This window comes from Pseudoxanthomonas sp. LjRoot206 (assembly GCF_056175725.1).
This window is the reverse complement of sequence record NZ_JBGFFI010000005.1, coordinates 120,505-137,727: the sequence shown is the minus strand read 5'-3', so window position 1 is coordinate 137,727 and position 17,223 is coordinate 120,505. Positions and strand designations below refer to the sequence as shown.

Below are 17,223 nucleotides of genomic sequence, written 5' to 3'. Positions count from 1 at the left end.
TTCCCATGGTTGCGGCCGCTTGCCCGGCGGACGCGCCAGGTGTCTGATAGCGCCTTTCCCGGAGCCTCACGATGACCACTGCCTACGACTTCTCCGCCCAGGACCTCGACGGTCGCGAGCGATCGCTGTCCGAATACCAGGGCAAGGCCCTGCTGATCGTCAACGTCGCGTCCAAGTGCGGCTTCACGCCGCAGTACACCGGGCTGGAAGCGCTGTGGCGCGAGTTCGGTCCGCAGGGCCTGGTGGTGCTGGGCTTCCCCTGCGATCAGTTCGGTCACCAGGAGCCGGGCGACGAGGCCGAGATCCGCACCTTCTGCTCACTGAACTACGACGTGACCTTCCCGATGTTCGCCAAGATCGACGTCAACGGCAACGATGCGCATCCGCTGTGGAAGTGGCTGAAGCAGGAGAAGAGCGGGTTGCTCGGCATCGGCGCGATCAAGTGGAACTTCAGCAAGTTCCTCATCGGTCGCGACGGCAAGGTGATCAAGCGCTACGCGCCGACCGACACGCCCGAGTCGCTGGCTGGCGACATCCGCGCCGCGCTGGGTTGAGCGCGGCATGAGCGACGGGGATGGTCCGCTGTTCCATATCGAATTCGGCACGGGGGCCTATGGGTTGCGTGCGTGGGTGACCGGCACCAACGGCACGTTGGAGACGACGCTGGCGTACTGGCGCACCGTCGCCGAAGAAGTGCGCCGGCTGTCGCCCTCCGGCCTGCTGGTGGTGGACGACATGGAGGGCCTGCCACCGCCGCCGGAGCAGTTGCTGCAGTTCGTGCAGGCGATGCGCGGGCAGGGCATGGAGGCGGTACGCATCGCCTATGTCGAACGCCATGCCGAGCAGATTCCGCAGGTCGAATTCGCCGGCCTGCTGGCGAACGAGCACGGCTTCGATGCGCGCATCTTCGCGACGGAGCCCGAAGCCGTGCGGTGGCTGCGCTACGGCGAGCGCTGAGCGTCCAGGCGTGCCGGACCCGCCGCCGCGAGCATGCGCTCGGCCAACGGCGACCAGACCTTCCAGGCGTGGCCGCCTTCTGCCACGACCACGTGGTCCTGCGGTAGCAATCCTGCCAACGGCGGCATCGCGCCCGACAGCCGGTCGCTGGCGCCGTAGCCCAGCCAGACCGTGCGCGTCCGTGCCGGATCCTCGCGCCAGCCCTGCAGGTGGCGCCAGAGTTCACGCTGGTAGTTGCCGGCATCCACTTCGGCGGGCACCGGGCCCGCATCCCATTGCGCCAGCCCGCGTGTCCGGATGTCTTCCAGCAACGCGCGGTCGCCCAGGTAGGGCGCCAGCAACACCAAGCCGTCGGCATCGCCGGGATACGCGCGGTCGTACATCAGCGTGCCCATGCCGCCCATGGAGGCACCCACCAGCCAGACCTCGCGATAGCCGCGGGCACGCGCCGGCACGATCACTTCGTCGTGCAGCCGTTGCGGCGCGCGTCCCTGCATGTAGTAACCGAAGCCGAGTCCGGTGAGCACGACGTCCGCGTCGGGCCAGGCCGACTGGATGGCGTCGGCGATGCCGCTTGCGCGCAATGCCTGGACGTCGTCGCCACGACCTGGCAGCACCGCGACCAGCCGTGCGGGCGCTTCGGCCGCTGGTACGAGCGCCTGCGGTATGGGGGCCTGGGGATTGACCGCGGGCAGGCAGCCCGCGAGGACAAGGGAAAGCGCCACCAGAACTCCGGACCACCGCCAGCCTGCCTTCATCGCATCCTCTCCCTGCGTCGAGGCGGCGAGCCTAGCACCGTCGCCGCCAGGGATGCGTGGACGCGCGTCAGGGGTTGCGCGGTGGCGCACGGCCCTGCAGCGCTTCTTCCGGCAGCAGGGCGATCAGTTCCCTGGCGAAGGATTCCAGCACCGCTTCCGAATAGCCGCGATGCGTACGCACGATGCGGCCGTCCTGGCCGATGATGACCATGTTGGGCAGCGCGGTGACGCCGTAGCGATCGGTGACCACGCCCCGGACGTCGTGGACGAAGGTGAGGTCCAGGTCCCGGTTGGCGCGCAGCACGCCCATGTAGTCCTCGCGCGACTCCTTCATGTTGATCGCGATGACTTCCAGATGCTCGCGGCCGACCAGCTTCTGCACATGGCCGAGCATCGGCAGTTCGCGCCGGCAGGGGCCGCACCATGAGGCCCAGAACGTCACCACGACGACCTTGCCCTTGAGGGCATAGAGGTCGACCGGGTTGCCCTTGCGGTCCTTCATGGCGATGGGCGGAGGCACGTCGCCGATGCCGGGCTGTTCGACGGCCTCGCCCGCGTACGCGCAAGGCGCCAGGGCCAGCAGTGCGGCCAGCAACAGATTCCGGATCACGGTGTGTCCTCCCCAGGACGTCGTGGGCGCAGCGTAGCACCCGTTGAGTCCGCAAGGAGCGAGCGCCGGCTATTTCTCGACGAAGGCGCGCTCGAACACGTACTGGCCGGCCGTGCCGATGCGCGGTGCGGCGGTGAAGCCGCGACCGTCGAGCAGGGTGCGGAAGTCGGCCAGCATCTGCGGGCTGCCGCAGATCATCGCGCGGTCGTGCTCGGCATCCAGTGGCGCGAGGCCCAGGCTGTCCATCATCGCGCCGCTGGCCATCAGGTCGGTCAGGCGGCCCTGGTGGACGAACTCCTCGCGGCTGACGGCCGGGTAGTAGAGCAGCTTTTCGCGGATGGTCTCGCCGAGGAACTCGTGCTGCGGCAGTTCCTTCTCGAAATAGTCGCGGTAGGCCAGGTCGTCGGCATGGCGCACGCCGTGGGTCAGGATGACCTTGTCGAAGCGCTCGTAGGTCGCCGGGTCCTTGATGATCGACAGCCACGGCGCCAGGCCGGTGCCGGTCCCCAGCAGGTACAGGTTGCGGCCGGGGTGCAGGTCGCTGATCAGCAGCGTGCCGGTCGGCTTGCGCCCGATCAGCACGGTGTCGCCGGGCCTGATGTGCTGCAGGCGCGAGGTCAGTGGACCGTTCTGCACCTTGATGCTGAAGAACTCGAGCTGCTCTTCCCAGTTGGCGCTGGCGATCGAATAGGCACGCAGCAGCGGCTTGCCATCGACCTCGAGTCCGATCATGACGAACTGGCCGTTCTCGAAACGGAAACCGTCGTCGCGCGTGGTAGTGAAGCTGAAGTAGGCGTCCGTCCAGTGACGGACGTCGAGCACCGTCTCGGTGCCGAACGCAGAGGACATGGGGGAGTCTGGGCTATCGAATCAACGCGCCATTGTAGCCGACCGGCGCCGGCCGGCCCTTGATCGTGCTCAATCGATGCGTGCCTGATCGGGCGCCACGCCACCGCGCCGGTGGAAGCACAGCTGTTCCACCGCGCGACGCAGCGGACGCGACGTCAGCAACAGATCGACCGGCAGGTCGAACTGGCCATGGTCGAACGCCCACCGCAGCAGGCGCTTGAAAGCGAACCCCGGTACCGCCGGCGGCGACGCCGCTGTCGACGCTGCACCGTGCGCGAGCCGGTGCACGAGCATCCGTCCCATCGCCGCACCGTGGCGCAGGCCGGCATGGATGCCGCCGGCGGTCAATGGCGACACCATGCCCGCGGCGTCGCCCACCAGTACCACGTCCTCGCGCTGCATCGGATGCACCGGACCACCGCAGGGAATCAGGCCGGCACGGATGCTGTCCGGCGCACGTGTGGCCTGCAGTCCGGTCAACGACGCGACATGCCGGAGGAAGCCCGCCATGTCGGGCACGGCGTCCTTGCCCGGTCGATATCGCCGCGCGAGTCCGGCCTGCACGCCGGTCGGCGTCTGCGCCACCCAGCCCAGGTAGCCGGGCGCGAAACGCTTGCTGATGAAGCAGTGCAGGGCGTCCGCTTCGCGCAGTGCCATGCCGTCGAACTCGTACTCCACGCCGGACAGGAACTGCGTCACGCGGCCGAGCCCGAGCCGTTGCGCGACTCGAGAGCGCGCACCGTCGGCGCCGATCAGGAGGCGCGCATGACCCACGCCTTCCACACGCCACCCTGTCGGTACGCGCGTGGCATCGCGGAACGGCTGTCCACGGCGCAGTTCGACGCCGCATGCCTCCGCGTGTTCGCCGAGCCAGCGCATCAACGCGGGCGTGTCGGTGGTGTAGAAGCGGTAGCCGTCGGCACCCAGTCGCACGCTGCGCAGGTTCGGCGCGTACAGGCGGACATGCGGAACGGCTCGCAGCAGAGAAGTCGGCAATCCGGCCAGCAGCGGGGCATCGCAGGCCTCCTGCACCAGGATGCCGGTGGTGTGCACGCGCTCGCCGAGATCCTGCTTGCGGTCGATCACGCAGACGCGCAGGCCTTGGACGGCGAGATCGCGTGCGCAGGCGAGGCCGGCGAAACCGGCGCCCACCACGATCGCGTCATAACGGGGGTCCTGCATCGTCGGGCATGCGCTCCATCCGGGAATGGCGCGCAGCGTGGCGGCGGTGCAGGGAGCCGCGATGAAGTGGCGATGAAGTCAGCGGCGATCGACGTCCGGAAACGAAGAAGGCGCCGATGGGCGCCTTCTTCATGTTGCGTCAGCCGTGGCCGCCACCGCGGGGGCCACGCTGTCCACCGCCGCCCGGGCGACCACCCGGGCCACGACCGCCGGCAGGGCGTCCACCGGGGCGCGGACCGCCCGCGTGCTGCGGACGATTGCCGCCGCCACCGGGACGTCCCTGCGGACGCGGACCGCGCGGCTGCTGGCCGTAAGGGTTGAAGCCGGGATTGGCGTGGTCGGACGGGAAGCTCGGCGCGCTGGCGGGATGTCCATACGGACGCGCCGCACGCTGCGGCTTGCCAGCACCTTGGCCGCCACGCGGCCCGCGCTCGGCGCCGAAGCCGGGACCGCGCTCGTTGCCGAACCGGTCGCCGCCGAACCCGCCCTGGCCGCCGCCCGGACCACGCTTGCCTGCACCGCCGCCACCGGGCTTGCCACCGGCACCGGGACGTCCGCCCGGCTTGCCGCCGTAGGGCTTCTTCGGGCCGCCGGGACCGGCGTTGCGATGGCCGGCCGGACCGGTGTCCACGCCATCCGGCACGTACCAGCTGCGGAACGCGGCCGGATTGCCATCGGGCAACGGCTTCGGACCCTTGGGCGTGCGTTGCTTGAACGGACGCTGCGACTGCTTCGCCGCCTGCTCGCCGCTGACGGTCAGGCCGCCATGCGGCTTCTTGCCGCGACCACCACGGCCGCGGTCTTCGCGCACATGGTCGAAGCGACGCAGTTCGCGGCCTTCGTCGGCGCTGTTGTGGCCGTTGACGTAGGCGCTGCCGCTGCGGCCGCCGCCCACGTGCACGGTCGACTTGGCGGCCTTGCGCTGGCCGATCACCGGCTGCAGCGTCAGCGCGGCAGGCGTGCCGACGTCCAGGCCCAGATCCTTGCGCAGCGCTTCGACCTGCGCATCCGGCAGTTCCTGTGTCTGGCCGCGCAGCAGCGGCTGCGGCAGGCTGACCTTGCCGTAGCGCACGCGCTTCAGGCGGCTGACCTGGCAGCCCTGCGATTCCCACAGGCGGCGCACTTCGCGGTTGCGGCCTTCCTTGACCACCACGCGGAACCAGTCGTGCGAGTCGGTGCCGCCGATGCGTTCGATTTCGTCGAACTTGGCCGGGCCGTCGTCCAGCGCCACGCCGCGGCGCAGGCGGTCGACGACGTTGTCCGGCACGCTTTCCTGGCCTTCCGGCGCACGCACGCGCACGACGTACTCGCGCTCGACTTCGTACGAGGGATGCATCATCGCGTTGGCAAGCTCGCCGTCGGTGGTCAGCACCAGCAGGCCGGTGGTGTTGATGTCCAGGCGGCCGATGGCGATCCAGCGCGCACCCTTCAGGGCAGGCAGCGCTTCGAAGATCGTCGGGCGGCCTTCGGGGTCTTCTCGGGTGGTGACTTCGCCTTCCGGCTTGTTGTAGATCAGCACGCGCGAGGGTTCGGTCAGCGCGCTGGCGACGAAGGTCTTGCCGTCCAGCTCGACGCGGTCGCCGCCCTTGACGGACATGCCGGTCTGCGCGACGTCACCGTTGACCTTGACCAGGCCGTCGGCGATGCGCTGTTCCAGCGCGCGGCGCGAGCCCAGGCCGGCCTGCGCCAGCACCTTGTGCAGGCGCTCTTCCAGGCGGTTCGTCTCAGGCGCCTCGGCGCTTTCGCCGCGCTTCAGCGACAGCTTGCCCAGGGAGGTTTTCTTCGGGGGGGTGTTGCTCATTGTTTCTGCTCCGACGGTGCCCGGTCTTCCTCGTCGGAAGCAGCGGCGTCGTCATCTTCGGGTTGAGGTTCTTCGTCGTCGCCGGCGTCGTCGCCAGCGTCATCCGAAGGGGTGTCGTCGCCGGCATCGTCCGATGCCGGGGTGTCCTGCTGTTCGTCGTCCGTGTCGTCGCCGTCACCTGCGGCATCCGTGCTTTCGTCCTGCGTGCCTTCATCCTGGGCATCGCCGCTGGCGATGCTGACCGGCAGCGGGGCGCCGTCCAGCGGCAGCTGCGGTTCCAGTTCGCCGATGTCCTTGAGTTCGGACAGCGGCGGCAGTTCGTCCAGGCGCTTCAGGCCGAAATAGTCGAGGAAGCCTTTGGTGGTGCCGAACAACGCCGGTTTGCCCGGCACGTCGCGATGGCCGACCACACGGATCCATTCGCGCTCTTCCAGCGCCTGGATGATGTTGCTGCTGACCGCCACGCCGCGGACCTGTTCGATCTCGCCGCGGGTGATCGGCTGGCGGTAGGCAATCAGGGCCAGCGTTTCCAGCGTGGCGCGGGTGTACTTGGTCTTGCGCTCGGTCCACAGGCGGGCGACCCAGGCATGCACGTCGGCCTTGACCTGGTAGCGGTAGCCGGACGCGACTTCGACCAGTTCCACGCCACGGTCGGCGCAGGCATCGGTCAACTGTTGGATGGCGGCCTCGACACTGCCTTCCGGCGCTGGTTCCTCTTCCGGGAACAGGCCGTGCAGCTGCGCCAGCGTCAGCGGCTGGGTGGCGGCCATGAGGGCGGCCTCCACGATGCGGTTGATGAGCGATTGATCCATGCGGTCCTGTCGTTCGGAAGTGCGGCGGGCGTCAGGCCCGTCCGCGTCACGGGCTGTCGTTGGCGGCGTCGCTGTCGTCGAACTCGCTGGAGAACTGCAGCGGCTCGTTGGTGTTGTTCAGCGCCAGCGACTTGATGTAGATCGGGGCGAGCGGGGCTTCCTGCACGATGTCGAGCAGCTGCTCCTTGGCCAGCTCCAGCATGGCCAGGAAAGTCACCAGCACGCCCAGCTTGCCTTCCTCGGGGGTGAACATGCTCTCGAAGCGGTGGAACCTGCCGTCCTCCAGCCGCGTCAGCACGTCGCCCATGCGCTGCCGCACGCTCAGGGCCTCGCGCTTGATGGCGTGGCCGGTGAACAGCTCGGCGCGCTTGAGTACGTCGTGCAGCGCCAGCAGCATTTCCTTCAGCTCGACCGGCGGCGGCAGCTTGACCGAGGCGCGGTCCGGTACGTCGGCACTGACCGGGGTAGTGTCGCGGTCCTGGCGGGGCAGGGCGTCCAGGTCCTCGGCGGCCTGCTTGAAGCGCTCGTATTCCTGCAGGCGGCGTACCAGTTCGGCGCGCGGGTCGCCTTCCTCGCCTTCCTCGCTGACCGGTCGCGGCAACAGCATGCGCGACTTGATCTCGGCCAAGATGGCGGCCATCAGCAGGTACTCGGCGGCCAGCTCGAACCGCAACTCCTGCATCACGTTGATGTAGTCCACGTACTGCCGGGTGATCTCGGCGACGGGGATGTCCAGGATGTCGAGGTTCTGCCGCCGGATCAGGTACAGCAGCAGGTCCAGCGGGCCTTCGAACGCGTCGAGGATGACCTCCAGCGCGTCCGGTGGGATGTACAGGTCCTGCGGGATCTGCAGGACCGGCTGGCCATGCACCACCGCCAGCGGCATTTCCTGCTGCTGCGGGTGCGTGGTCGGAGTTTGTGGGTTCGCGTCGGACGCGAGTTCTGGGCTCATCAAGGAACAGCCATCGTGCGGGTCACCCCGCGGACCTGCGTGCGGCAGGACGGCGTGGCACCGGCAATGCACCAACCAACATCATCATGCGTCGCAGGGCGAACGCTTCCCTTACAGCAACCAGCAAAGCACACCGCAAGGATGCGGGGGGCGGACAGCGAGAGGTCGTCGGGCGCGGGCGGAGGGGGGCAGCGAATCGAACGTCCCGGTGGTCCCTCGACGGGGCAGGGAGGCCGGCGTGGCCGGGTCTTCCCATGGACGGGCCGCTGCTTCCGGCCGTGCAATAGGAGACAGGGTAAGCCTTGGCCCTGACCGTGTCCAGCACCCGCCAGGACGGGCGCACGTACAATTCAGTCTTCGCCTTGGGAGTGAACACCATGTGGTATGCCATTGAAGGCCATGACGGCCCCGACGTCCTGGACCAGCGCCTGGCGGCTCGACCGCAGCATCTGGCGCGGTTGACCGCGCTGCGTGACGAGGGACGCCTGCTGCTGGCCGGTCCCTGCCCGGCGATCGACGCCGAGGATCCCGGTCCGGCCGGCTTCAGCGGCAGCATCGTGATCGCCGAGTTCGACTCGCTGGAGGACGCACGTGCCTGGGCGGACGCCGATCCGTACATCGCGGCCGGCGTCTATGTCCGTGTCGATGTCCGTCCGTTCCGCAAGGTCCTGCCGTGAGCCGTATCGAGCGGATCCGCATCGCGCTGGAGACCGCCTTGCAGCCCCAGTCGCTGGAAGTGCTGGACGACAGTCACAAGCATGCCGGGCACGAGGGTGCCCGCGACGGACGGGGGCATTTCACCGTCCGGGTCGTCAGCCAGGCCTTTGCCGGCAAGCTGCCGCTGGCCCGTCACCGCACCGTCTACGCCGCGCTGGGGGACATGATGCAGACCGATATCCACGCGCTCGCCATCGAGGCGCGCACGCCCGACGAGGCGCCCTGACAGATTCCCGTCTTCGGCAGCGCCGCATGCGCCCGTCCATGAAAACGTTTACATTCGCCTCCTTTCGTTTCGCCGGGAGGGCGACATGTCCAGTAACCACTCGTCACCGCGGCCGCTGCTGGTCGGCCTGATCGCCACGCTGGTGGCAGCCCCTGCCGCCGCCAAGCCTCCCGTCTACGCGACGCCGGCCGAAACCGCCTTCGTCGACGCGCTGATGGCGAAGATGACGGTCGAGGAGAAGCTGGGCCAGCTGAACCAGCCGGCCGGCATCGGCGCCAACACGGGCCCGGCCGCGATGGCCGGCAGCGAGGACCAGATCCGCCGTGGCGAGATCGGCTCCTACCTCGGCACCCAGGGTGCCGTGCTGACCTGCCGCCTGCAGCGCATCGCGGTTGAGGAATCGCGGCTGAAGATCCCGCTGCTGTTCGGCTTTGACGTGATCCACGGCCATCGCACGGTGTTTCCGGTGCCGCTGGGCGAATCGGCCAGCTTCGATCCGGCCGAGGTGCAGAACGGCGCCCGCGTGGCGGCCGTCGAGGCGGCGGCGCACGGTATCCACTGGACTTACGCGCCCATGGTCGACATCGCGCGCGACCCGCGCTGGGGCCGGATCGTCGAGGGCGCAGGCGAAGACCCGTATCTCGGGTCGGTGCTGGCCGCCGCGCGCGTGCGCGGCTTCCAGGGCGACGACCTGCGCGCGTCCGACACCATCCTGGCCACCGCCAAGCACTTCGTCGCCTACGGCGCCGCCGAAGGTGGCCGCGACTACAACGTGGCCGATGTCTCCGAGCGCACGCTGCACGAGGTCTACCTGCCGCCGTTCAAAGCCGCGGTGGATGCGGGCGCGCAATCGATCATGGCCGCCTTCAACGAGGTCGCCGGCGTGCCCATGCATGCGCACCGTCCGCTGATCGAAGACCTGCTGCGCAAGCAGTGGGGCTGGGACGGCCTGCTGGTGAGCGACTACACCGGCGTGATGGAACTGATGCCGCACGGCGTGGCCGCCAACCGTACCGAGGCGGGCGTCCTGGGCCTGCGCGCCGGCGTGGACGTGGACATGGTCAGTCAGATCTACGTGAAGGATCTGCCCGCCGCGGTGAAGGCCGGACGCGTTCCCATGGCCGAACTCGATGCATCGGTGCGCCGCGTGTTGAACGCGAAGTACCGCCTGGGCCTGTTCGAGGATCCGTATCGCTATTGCACGGACGACGGCGAGCGCGAGCGCGCACTGACCCTGACACCGGAGCATCGGGCCGCTGCGCGCCGCATGGCGCATAAGTCGCTGGTGCTGCTGGAGAACGACCGCAACGTGCTGCCGCTATCCAAGTCCGTGCGCACGCTGGCGGTCATCGGTCCGCTCGCCAACCACCAGCGCGCCATGCTCGGCAACTGGGCGGTCGCCGGTCGCGAGGAAGACGCGGTGACGCCGCTGGAAGGATTGAAGGCCGCGCTGGGCGAAGGCACCAGGCTCGTCGTCGCCAAGGGCGCCGACATCGACAGCCAGGACACGTCCGGTTTCGCCGAGGCCGTCGCGGCCGCGAAGCAGGCCGATGCGGTGGTGATGTTCCTCGGCGAACATCCCGACATGAGTGCCGAGGCGCACAACCGTACCTCGCTCGACCTGCCTGGCGTGCAGGAGCAACTGGCGCTGCAGATCGCCGCGACCGGCAAGCCCGTCGTGCTGGTGCTGCTGAACGGACGTCCCTTGTCGATCAGTGCCTTGAAGGGCAAGGTGCCGGCCATCCTGGAGGCCTGGTTCCCGGGCGTCGAGGGCGGACACGCCATCACCGACGTCCTGTTCGGCGACGTCAATCCGTCGGCCAAGCTGCCGGTGACCTTCCCGTACACGGTGGGCCAGATCCCGATCTACTACGCCTACAAGAATACCGGCCGCCCGCCGAGCGATGCGGACAAGTACACCAGCAAGTACCTGGATGCGCCGTCGACGCCGCTCTATGCCTTCGGCCATGGCCTGAGCTACACCACGTTCAAGTACGACGCACCGGTGGTGGCGAAGAAGACGCTGGCGCCGTCCGCCTTGCAGCAGCAGGTCAGCGTGCGCGTCAGCAACACCGGCAAGCGGGCGGGCGAGGAAGTCGTCCAGCTGTACGTGCGCGACGACGTGGCCAGCGTGACCCGTCCGGTGAAGCAACTGCGTGGTTTCCAGCGCGTTGCACTGGCGCCCGGTGAATCGAAGACAGTCACATTCAACCTCGGCTTCGACGACCTGGCGATGTACGACGATCGCATGCAGCGTGTGGTGGAGCCCGGCACGTTCACGGTGTTCGTCGGCGGCGGCTCCGACCGCACGCGCGAGGCAGCGTTCGAGGTCAGTGCCAAGTAAGAACCGGGCGTTGCAGCAGGCGTGAATATGCTGCAACGCAAAATATATGCGGATTCTTGTCGTGCGCGCAAGTGCATGAATTTCCGATGTTTTTGGCGTCGAATAACGCAGGCTTTACACGTTTCCGTGAAAACGGTTACAGTCCGCGCCACTCAAGGCTGTCATCACCGCGGAGGGGCGGGGAATGGCGCGAACCTCGGTCACCATCAAGGATGTCGCACGTGAGGCGCGGGTTTCCGTCGCCACCGTGTCGCGTGCCTTGAATGGCCACGAGAACGTTGCCGAATCCGTCCGTCAGCAGGTGTTGGCCACCGCCGACCGCCTGCGCTACCAGCCGCATGCCGCTGCACGCAGTCTCAGCAGCCGGCGCACGCAGACCATCGGCGTGGTGCTGCCCGACCTGTACGGCGAGTTCTTTTCCGAACTGATCCGCGGCGTCGACCAGGTCGCCCGCGCGCGCCGCCAGCATCTGCTGGTGTCCAGCTATCACGGTCATCCGGAAGAGCAGGGCGAAGCCCTGCGCGCGATGCGGGGCCGCGTCGATGGATTGCTGGTGCTGTCGCCGTACACCGATCGCCCCGGTTTCCTGGTCGACAACCTGCCGTCGTCGCTGCCGGTCGTGCTGATCAATACCGATGTACAGGATGCGTCGTATCCGGCACTGACCATCGACAACTACGGCGCGGCCGTGGCGATGGTCGAGCATCTCGCCCAGTCGGGCCACCGCGGCATCGCCTTCGTCGGCGGTCCCGAGGGCAACTTCGATGCGCGCGAACGCCTGCGTGGCTACCGCGACGCGATGGCCCGCTTCGTGCCGGGCACGCCGCCGCAGGAGTTCTCCGGCGATTTCAGCGAATCCTCGGGCTATGAAGCCGGCAAGCGCATCGCGCAGTCGGCGGAGAAGCCGCAGGCGGTGTTCGCCGCCAACGACATGATGGCGCTGGGTTGCCTGTACGCCTTCAACGAAGCCGGCGTGCGCGTTCCGCAGGACGTGGCGCTGGCCGGTTTCGACGACATCCCGCTTGCGCGCTTCGTTCACCCGACCTTGACCACGATGCGGGTCAGTATCGCGGAGCTGGGTGGCCAGGCGATGAGCCGTTTGCTGGAAGCGATCGAGTCAGATGGTGCGCGCGTCGCGCCGTCTTCGATGCTGGTGCCGGAACTGGTGGTCAGGGCATCGAGCGTGGGGGAAGGCCGACAGGCGAAGGATTGAGCATGTCCCGGTGCGGTTTTTTTTGCCTGCACCTGTAACCGATTACAAGCGGCGCAAACGCCGCTGCACGAATTCCAATCTTTGGAGGGAGAGAGCCAAATGAAACATCGCAATCGCACTACAACCCAACCCAAGCGCAAACTGCTGACCTGCGCGCTGGCCAGCGTGCTGATGATCGCGGGCGGCCAGGCACTGGCGCAGTCGTCCAATGCCACCCTGCGCGGCAAGGCGGAAGCTGGCGCGCAGGTCACCGCAGTCAATACTGCGACCGGCACCAAGCGCCAAGTAACGGCGAACGCCGATGGCAGCTACGCGCTGGTCGGATTGGCGCCCGGCACCTATAAGGTCTCCGCAGGCGGTGCCGAGCGTACCGTCACGCTGCAGGTTGCCACCGCAGTGAACCTGGATCTTTCCGGAGGCGCACCCGCTGCACCGGCCGGCGATGCCACTACGCTCGACACCGTGCGCGTATCCGCGCCGCCGCTGCAGGAGGTCAAGACCTCCGAAGTGGGTACCAATGTGTCGCTGAAGCAGATCAACACCGTTCCGCAGCTGACCCGCAACTTCCTTGAGTTCGCGGATACCGTGCCGGGCATGCAGTTCACTACCAGCGCCGAAGGCAATACCTCGATCCGCGGCGGCGCCCAGCAGGCCAGTGCAGTCAACGTCTACATCGATGGCGTCGGTCAGAAGAGCTATCTGTTCGGTGGTGTGTCCGGCCAGGAGCAAAGCGCGGGCAATCCGTTCCCGCAGCTGGCGATTGGCGAATACAAGGTCATCACGTCGAACTACAAGGCCGAGTTCGACCAGGTCGGTTCGGCCGCGATCGTCGCCTCGACCAAGTCCGGTACCAACGAATTTCACGGTGAGGTCTTCGGTCGCATCACCAATTCGGACTTCCGTTCGCTGACCGCCGGCGAATCTCAGCCGGGACGCAGCAAGCAGAAGACCCATCAGGACGAATACGGTTTCGCGTTGGGTGGGCCGATCATCCAAGACAAGATGCACTTCTTCTTCAGCTATGAAGGCAAGGGCTTCGAGATCTCGGCCAACCCGGTCGTGCCGGGCGTGCGCACCGACTACGGCGCGCTGCTGCCGGCGGACGTGCAGGCCAAGCTTGGCCCGGTCACCCGTCCTTTCAAGGAAGACCTGTACTTCGGCAAGTTGAGCTGGGATGTAGGTGAGAACGACAGGCTCGAACTGTCGGCCAAGATCCGTCGCGAGGAGGGCCGTAGCAATGTCGGCGACCTGACTACGGCTGACGCCGCCAAGAACAACGACAACACCGAGGACCGTTTCGATCTGAGCTGGGATCACTACGGCGAGAGCTTCCTCAACGAGTTCCGCTTCACCTACGAGGACGTGCTGTTCAATCCGACCGCGTATTCGATCGGCAGCCAGAGCGTTTACACGGAGGGCCAGAATCAGGATCGCGTCATTCTGTTCGACGATGCGACCAGTGGTCTGGCGATTCAGCTCAAGGGCCAGAAGGGTCCGGCGGTCCAGAACGACATCACCTTCAACACGCTGGAGTGGAATGGCGATCACGTCATCAAGGCGGGCATCAAGTACAAGGAGATCGAACTGACGCAGAGCGAAAACTCTACCGCCAATCCTGCGTTCTACTACTCGGTCAACGCCGGCCAGTTCACCGGCATGCCGTTGGGTACATCGGCGATTCCGTATCAGGTCCGCTTCAACCTGCCGTTCGCTGGCGCAACGCCGTCGGTCACGACCACCAGCAAGCAGCTGGGTCTGTACATCCAGGATGACTGGAACGTCACCGACCGCCTGCAGCTGAACATCGGCCTGCGCTGGGACTACGAGGAAACGCCGTCCTACATCGATCACGTGACGCCTGCGGAAGTGATCGCGGCGCTTACCGGCCCTGGCACGAATCCGGCCATCAGCGCGACGTACGCCGAACAGCTGGCCAAGGGCGGCGTCGACATCAACGACTACATCAGCAATGGCAACAACCGCAAGGCGGACAAGGACAACTTCGCGCCGCGTCTGGGCTTCTCCTACGACCTGAGCGGCGACGAGCGGCACGTCCTTTTCGGTGGCATCGGTCGCAGCTACGACCGCAACCTGTACGACTACATGGGTCTCGAGCAGGTCAAGTCGGCGCTGTCGGGTTATACGATCCGCTTCTCGGATACGACGGGTTGCACGCCGGCCCCAGGCAGCTGCGCCGCGTGGAATCCCGCCTATCTGACCGGTGGTGCGGAAGGTCTGTCCGGTCTGGTCGCGTCGAACGTCCGCAATGGCGAAATCGATCTGCTGAACAACGATCTGGTGACGCCGTACTCGGACCAGTTCTCGATCGGCATGCGCAACAGTGTCGGCGAGTGGAACACGTCGGCGACGCTGGCCTACATCCACAGCAAGGAAGGCCTGGTGTTCACGCTGGGCAACCGTTATCCGAACGGTGATTTCTGGCAGGGCGGGTCGCAGCCGTGGGGCCACACCCCGCCGGGCTTCGGCGCGCTGATCCTGGGCAACAATGGTATCGAGACGAAGACGGCGCAGTTGCTGCTGTCGGCGGACAAGCCGTACACCAAGGAAAGCGGCTGGGGCGTCAGCGCCGCCTATACGTACTCGCATGCGCGCGGTAACCGCGGTGGCGACGAGCACTATGCGTTCGATGCCGCCACGATCGAACAGTATCCCTTCATCGATCTGAAGGCGGTACCGGAGCATCGTCTGGTGCTGACCGGTATCTACGATCTGCCGTGGCATATCACCGCCTCAGCCAAGGTCACCCTGGCGACGCCGCCGCCAGCGAACGATATCGCGCCGGGCAGCTACTTCGGTGGCATCCCGCGTCCGGTGGCCGTCGATGCGCCGGGTACGTTCGGACACAAGCAGGTCGACCTGTCGCTCTCGAAGGACATGTTCGTCACCGAGAACGTCACCGTCCAGGTGCGCGCCGATCTGATCAACGCGTTCAACTACGACAATCTGAGTGGCTATCAGATCAACTGGGGCGGTGCGACCTACGATCCGCAGGTCAGCTACAACCCCTATGGCTCGCAGTATGCGCCGCCGCGCACGCTGTTCATGAGCGCGCGCGTGATCTGGTAACGATCGACGCTGTTGTGCAACAACCACAGGACCCGCTTCGGCGGGTCTTGTCTTGCGGGTGTTCCAGATTCCAATGAACGGAATGTCGAGTGCGTTTCGCCCGGCGTTCGCGTAAGCGAGGTGGAGTTCGATGAGCGAAGACGCAATCAAGACCATCGTCATCGTGGGTGGCGGCACGGCCGGCGGGATGACGGCCGCAGCCCTGTCCAAAGTGCTTGGCAGCACGTACACGATCCGCCTGGTTGAGTCGGAGGCCATCGGCACCGTCGGCGTGGGCGAGGGCACCATCCCGCATATCCGGTTGTTCAACAGCCTGCTGCAGATCGACGAGACCGACTTCGTTCGCAAGACCCAGGGCACGTTCAAGCTCGGCGTGCAGTTCAACAACTGGGGCAGGGTCGGCGACACGTACGTGCACGGCTTCGGCAACGGCATCGGCCAGAACCTCGGCCTGTTGCCGTTCCACCAGTTCTGGATCAAGGCCAGGCGCGCGGGCAAGGCCGACGATATCGGCAGCTACGTGTTGAGTTCATTGGCGGCCCCGCGCGGCCGGTTCATGGTCTCGGCCAACGACGTGCCACAGACCTCGCCGCTGGCGAACATCGCCTACGCCTACCACTTCGACGCAGGCCTGTATGCGCGCTATCTGCGCTCGTACTCAGAACAGCGCGGCGTCCAGCGCACCGAAGGCATCGTCGCGCGCGTGGCGCTGGATCCGGAGTCCGGACATGTCGAGGCGATCGACATGGACAATGGCGAGACGATCCGCGGCGACCTGTTCATCGATTGCTCCGGCTTCCGAGGCCTGCTGATCGAAGAGGCATTGAAGACGGGCTACGTGACGTTCAACCACTGGCTGCCGTGCGACCGTGCGTTGGCCGTGCCCTGCGAGAACGCCGGTCCGCCCACGCCTTACACGCGCGCGACCGCGCGCGAGGCCGGCTGGCAATGGCGTATCCCGCTGCAGCACCGCACCGGTAACGGTTACGTGTATTCCAGCGCCCATATCAGCGACGACGAAGCGGCCGCCACGCTACTGAAGCACCTGGACGGGCGCGCGCTGGACGAACCGCGCCCCCTGCGCTTCGTCACTGGCCGGCGCAAGCAGTTCTGGAACAGGAACGTGGTCGCTATCGGCCTGTCCAGCGGCTTCGTCGAGCCGCTGGAAGCGACCAGCATCTATTCGATCCAGTCGGGCATCATGCGTCTGCTCAGCCTGTTTCCGCGCGACGGTTTCAGCCAGACCCTGGTCGACCGGTACAACGCGCAGATGGTGTTCGACTTCGAGCGCATCCGCGATTTCCTGATTCTGCACTACCACGCCACCCAGCGCGACGACACGGCGTTCTGGCGGCAGTGCCGCGACATGCCGATCCCGCAGGAACTGGAAGAGGTCATCGCGCTGTTCCGCGACAGCGGCCGCTTCCACCGCAACGGCGAGGAGATGTTCGCCGAGATGAGCTGGGTGCAGGTGATGCTGGGGCAGGGCATCCTGCCGCGAAGCTACCACCCGTTCGTGGATCACCTGTCGGACGAGGAGCTCGATGGCTTCGTGTCCGGCGTGGGCCGGATCGTCGCCAATTGCGTCGAGGCGATGCCGACCCACCAGGCCTTCATCGATCGCTACTGCCGAGCGTCCGCGCCATGAGTCGAAGGATCGTTGCGGCGCAGCAATGCATGGTCGGTTTTGCCCCGTCTTTTCCGTGACTTGAGTG

At 66.8% G+C, this 17,223-nt stretch carries 14 protein-coding genes and 1 pseudogene; 8 read left to right on the top strand and 7 right to left on the bottom strand.

The window, feature by feature from the left end:
* Positions 1–71: 71 nt before the first annotated feature.
* Positions 72–554 carry a glutathione peroxidase gene (locus AC04MD_RS16045; protein ID WP_475498283.1) on the top strand — a complete coding sequence of 161 codons (483 nt, stop codon included), beginning with the start codon at positions 72–74 and terminating at the stop codon, positions 552–554.
* Positions 555–561: 7 nt separating this feature from the next.
* The gene (locus AC04MD_RS16040; protein ID WP_475498282.1) at positions 562–957 is read left to right on the top strand and encodes a hypothetical protein; all 396 of its coding nucleotides are present in this window, start codon (positions 562–564) and stop codon (positions 955–957) included.
* On the opposite strand, the gene AC04MD_RS16035 is transcribed toward AC04MD_RS16040, so the two are convergent.
* From AC04MD_RS16035 to AC04MD_RS16005, 7 genes and pseudogenes are all read right to left on the bottom strand, one after another.
* Complete coding sequence (locus tag AC04MD_RS16035) at positions 942–1,682, bottom strand: alpha/beta hydrolase (protein ID WP_475498281.1); 741 nt, start codon at positions 1,680–1,682, stop codon at positions 942–944. The two genes, AC04MD_RS16040 and AC04MD_RS16035, sit on opposite strands and share 16 nt — an antisense overlap.
* Before the next feature lie 100 nt (positions 1,683–1,782).
* On the bottom strand, positions 1,783–2,325 hold the full coding sequence (locus tag AC04MD_RS16030) for a TlpA family protein disulfide reductase (RefSeq protein ID WP_475498280.1): 543 nt from the start codon (positions 2,323–2,325) through the stop codon (positions 1,783–1,785).
* Between the two features lie 69 nt (positions 2,326–2,394).
* Positions 2,395–3,174, bottom strand: coding sequence for a ferredoxin--NADP reductase (locus AC04MD_RS16025; protein WP_475498279.1), 780 nt, complete (start codon positions 3,172–3,174; stop codon positions 2,395–2,397).
* Between the two features lie 69 nt (positions 3,175–3,243).
* On the bottom strand, positions 3,244–4,356 hold the full coding sequence (locus tag AC04MD_RS16020; protein WP_475498278.1) for an NAD(P)/FAD-dependent oxidoreductase: 1,113 nt from the start codon (positions 4,354–4,356) through the stop codon (positions 3,244–3,246).
* Positions 4,357–4,495: 139 nt separating this feature from the next.
* Positions 4,496–6,157, bottom strand: a complete 1,662-nt coding sequence (locus AC04MD_RS16015; protein WP_475498277.1) for a pseudouridine synthase — start codon at positions 6,155–6,157, stop codon at positions 4,496–4,498.
* A gap of 14 nt (positions 6,158–6,171) precedes the next feature.
* A pseudogene (scpB, locus tag AC04MD_RS16010) lies at positions 6,172–6,969 on the bottom strand (SMC-Scp complex subunit ScpB); the annotation flags it as partial.
* Positions 6,970–7,015: 46 nt separating this feature from the next.
* Complete coding sequence (locus tag AC04MD_RS16005) at positions 7,016–7,921, bottom strand: segregation and condensation protein A (protein ID WP_475498276.1); 906 nt, start codon at positions 7,919–7,921, stop codon at positions 7,016–7,018.
* Between the two features lie 377 nt (positions 7,922–8,298).
* Here AC04MD_RS16005 and AC04MD_RS16000 point away from each other — a divergent pair, with 377 nt between their 5' ends.
* The 6 genes from AC04MD_RS16000 (at position 8,299) to AC04MD_RS15975 (ending at position 17,156) form a co-directional block, all read left to right on the top strand.
* Positions 8,299–8,598 carry a YciI family protein gene (locus AC04MD_RS16000; RefSeq protein WP_475498275.1) on the top strand — a complete coding sequence of 100 codons (300 nt, stop codon included), beginning with the start codon at positions 8,299–8,301 and terminating at the stop codon, positions 8,596–8,598.
* Positions 8,595–8,864 carry a BolA family protein gene (locus AC04MD_RS15995; protein WP_475498274.1) on the top strand — a complete coding sequence of 90 codons (270 nt, stop codon included), beginning with the start codon at positions 8,595–8,597 and terminating at the stop codon, positions 8,862–8,864. Before AC04MD_RS16000 ends, AC04MD_RS15995 begins: the two co-directional genes overlap by 4 nt.
* Positions 8,865–8,949: 85 nt before the next feature.
* On the top strand, positions 8,950–11,208 hold the full coding sequence (locus tag AC04MD_RS15990; RefSeq protein WP_475498273.1) for a glycoside hydrolase family 3 N-terminal domain-containing protein: 2,259 nt from the start codon (positions 8,950–8,952) through the stop codon (positions 11,206–11,208).
* A 184-nt stretch (positions 11,209–11,392) separates the two neighbouring features.
* Positions 11,393–12,421: a LacI family DNA-binding transcriptional regulator gene (locus AC04MD_RS15985; protein WP_475498272.1), complete on the top strand. Its 1,029-nt coding sequence runs from the start codon at positions 11,393–11,395 to the stop codon at positions 12,419–12,421.
* Between the two features lie 99 nt (positions 12,422–12,520).
* Positions 12,521–15,508 (top strand): TonB-dependent receptor, encoded by a 2,988-nt coding sequence (locus tag AC04MD_RS15980; protein ID WP_475498271.1) that lies wholly within the window; start codon positions 12,521–12,523, stop codon positions 15,506–15,508.
* Between the two features lie 130 nt (positions 15,509–15,638).
* On the top strand, positions 15,639–17,156 hold the full coding sequence (locus AC04MD_RS15975) for a tryptophan halogenase family protein (protein ID WP_475498270.1): 1,518 nt from the start codon (positions 15,639–15,641) through the stop codon (positions 17,154–17,156).
* Positions 17,157–17,223 lie beyond the last annotated feature (67 nt).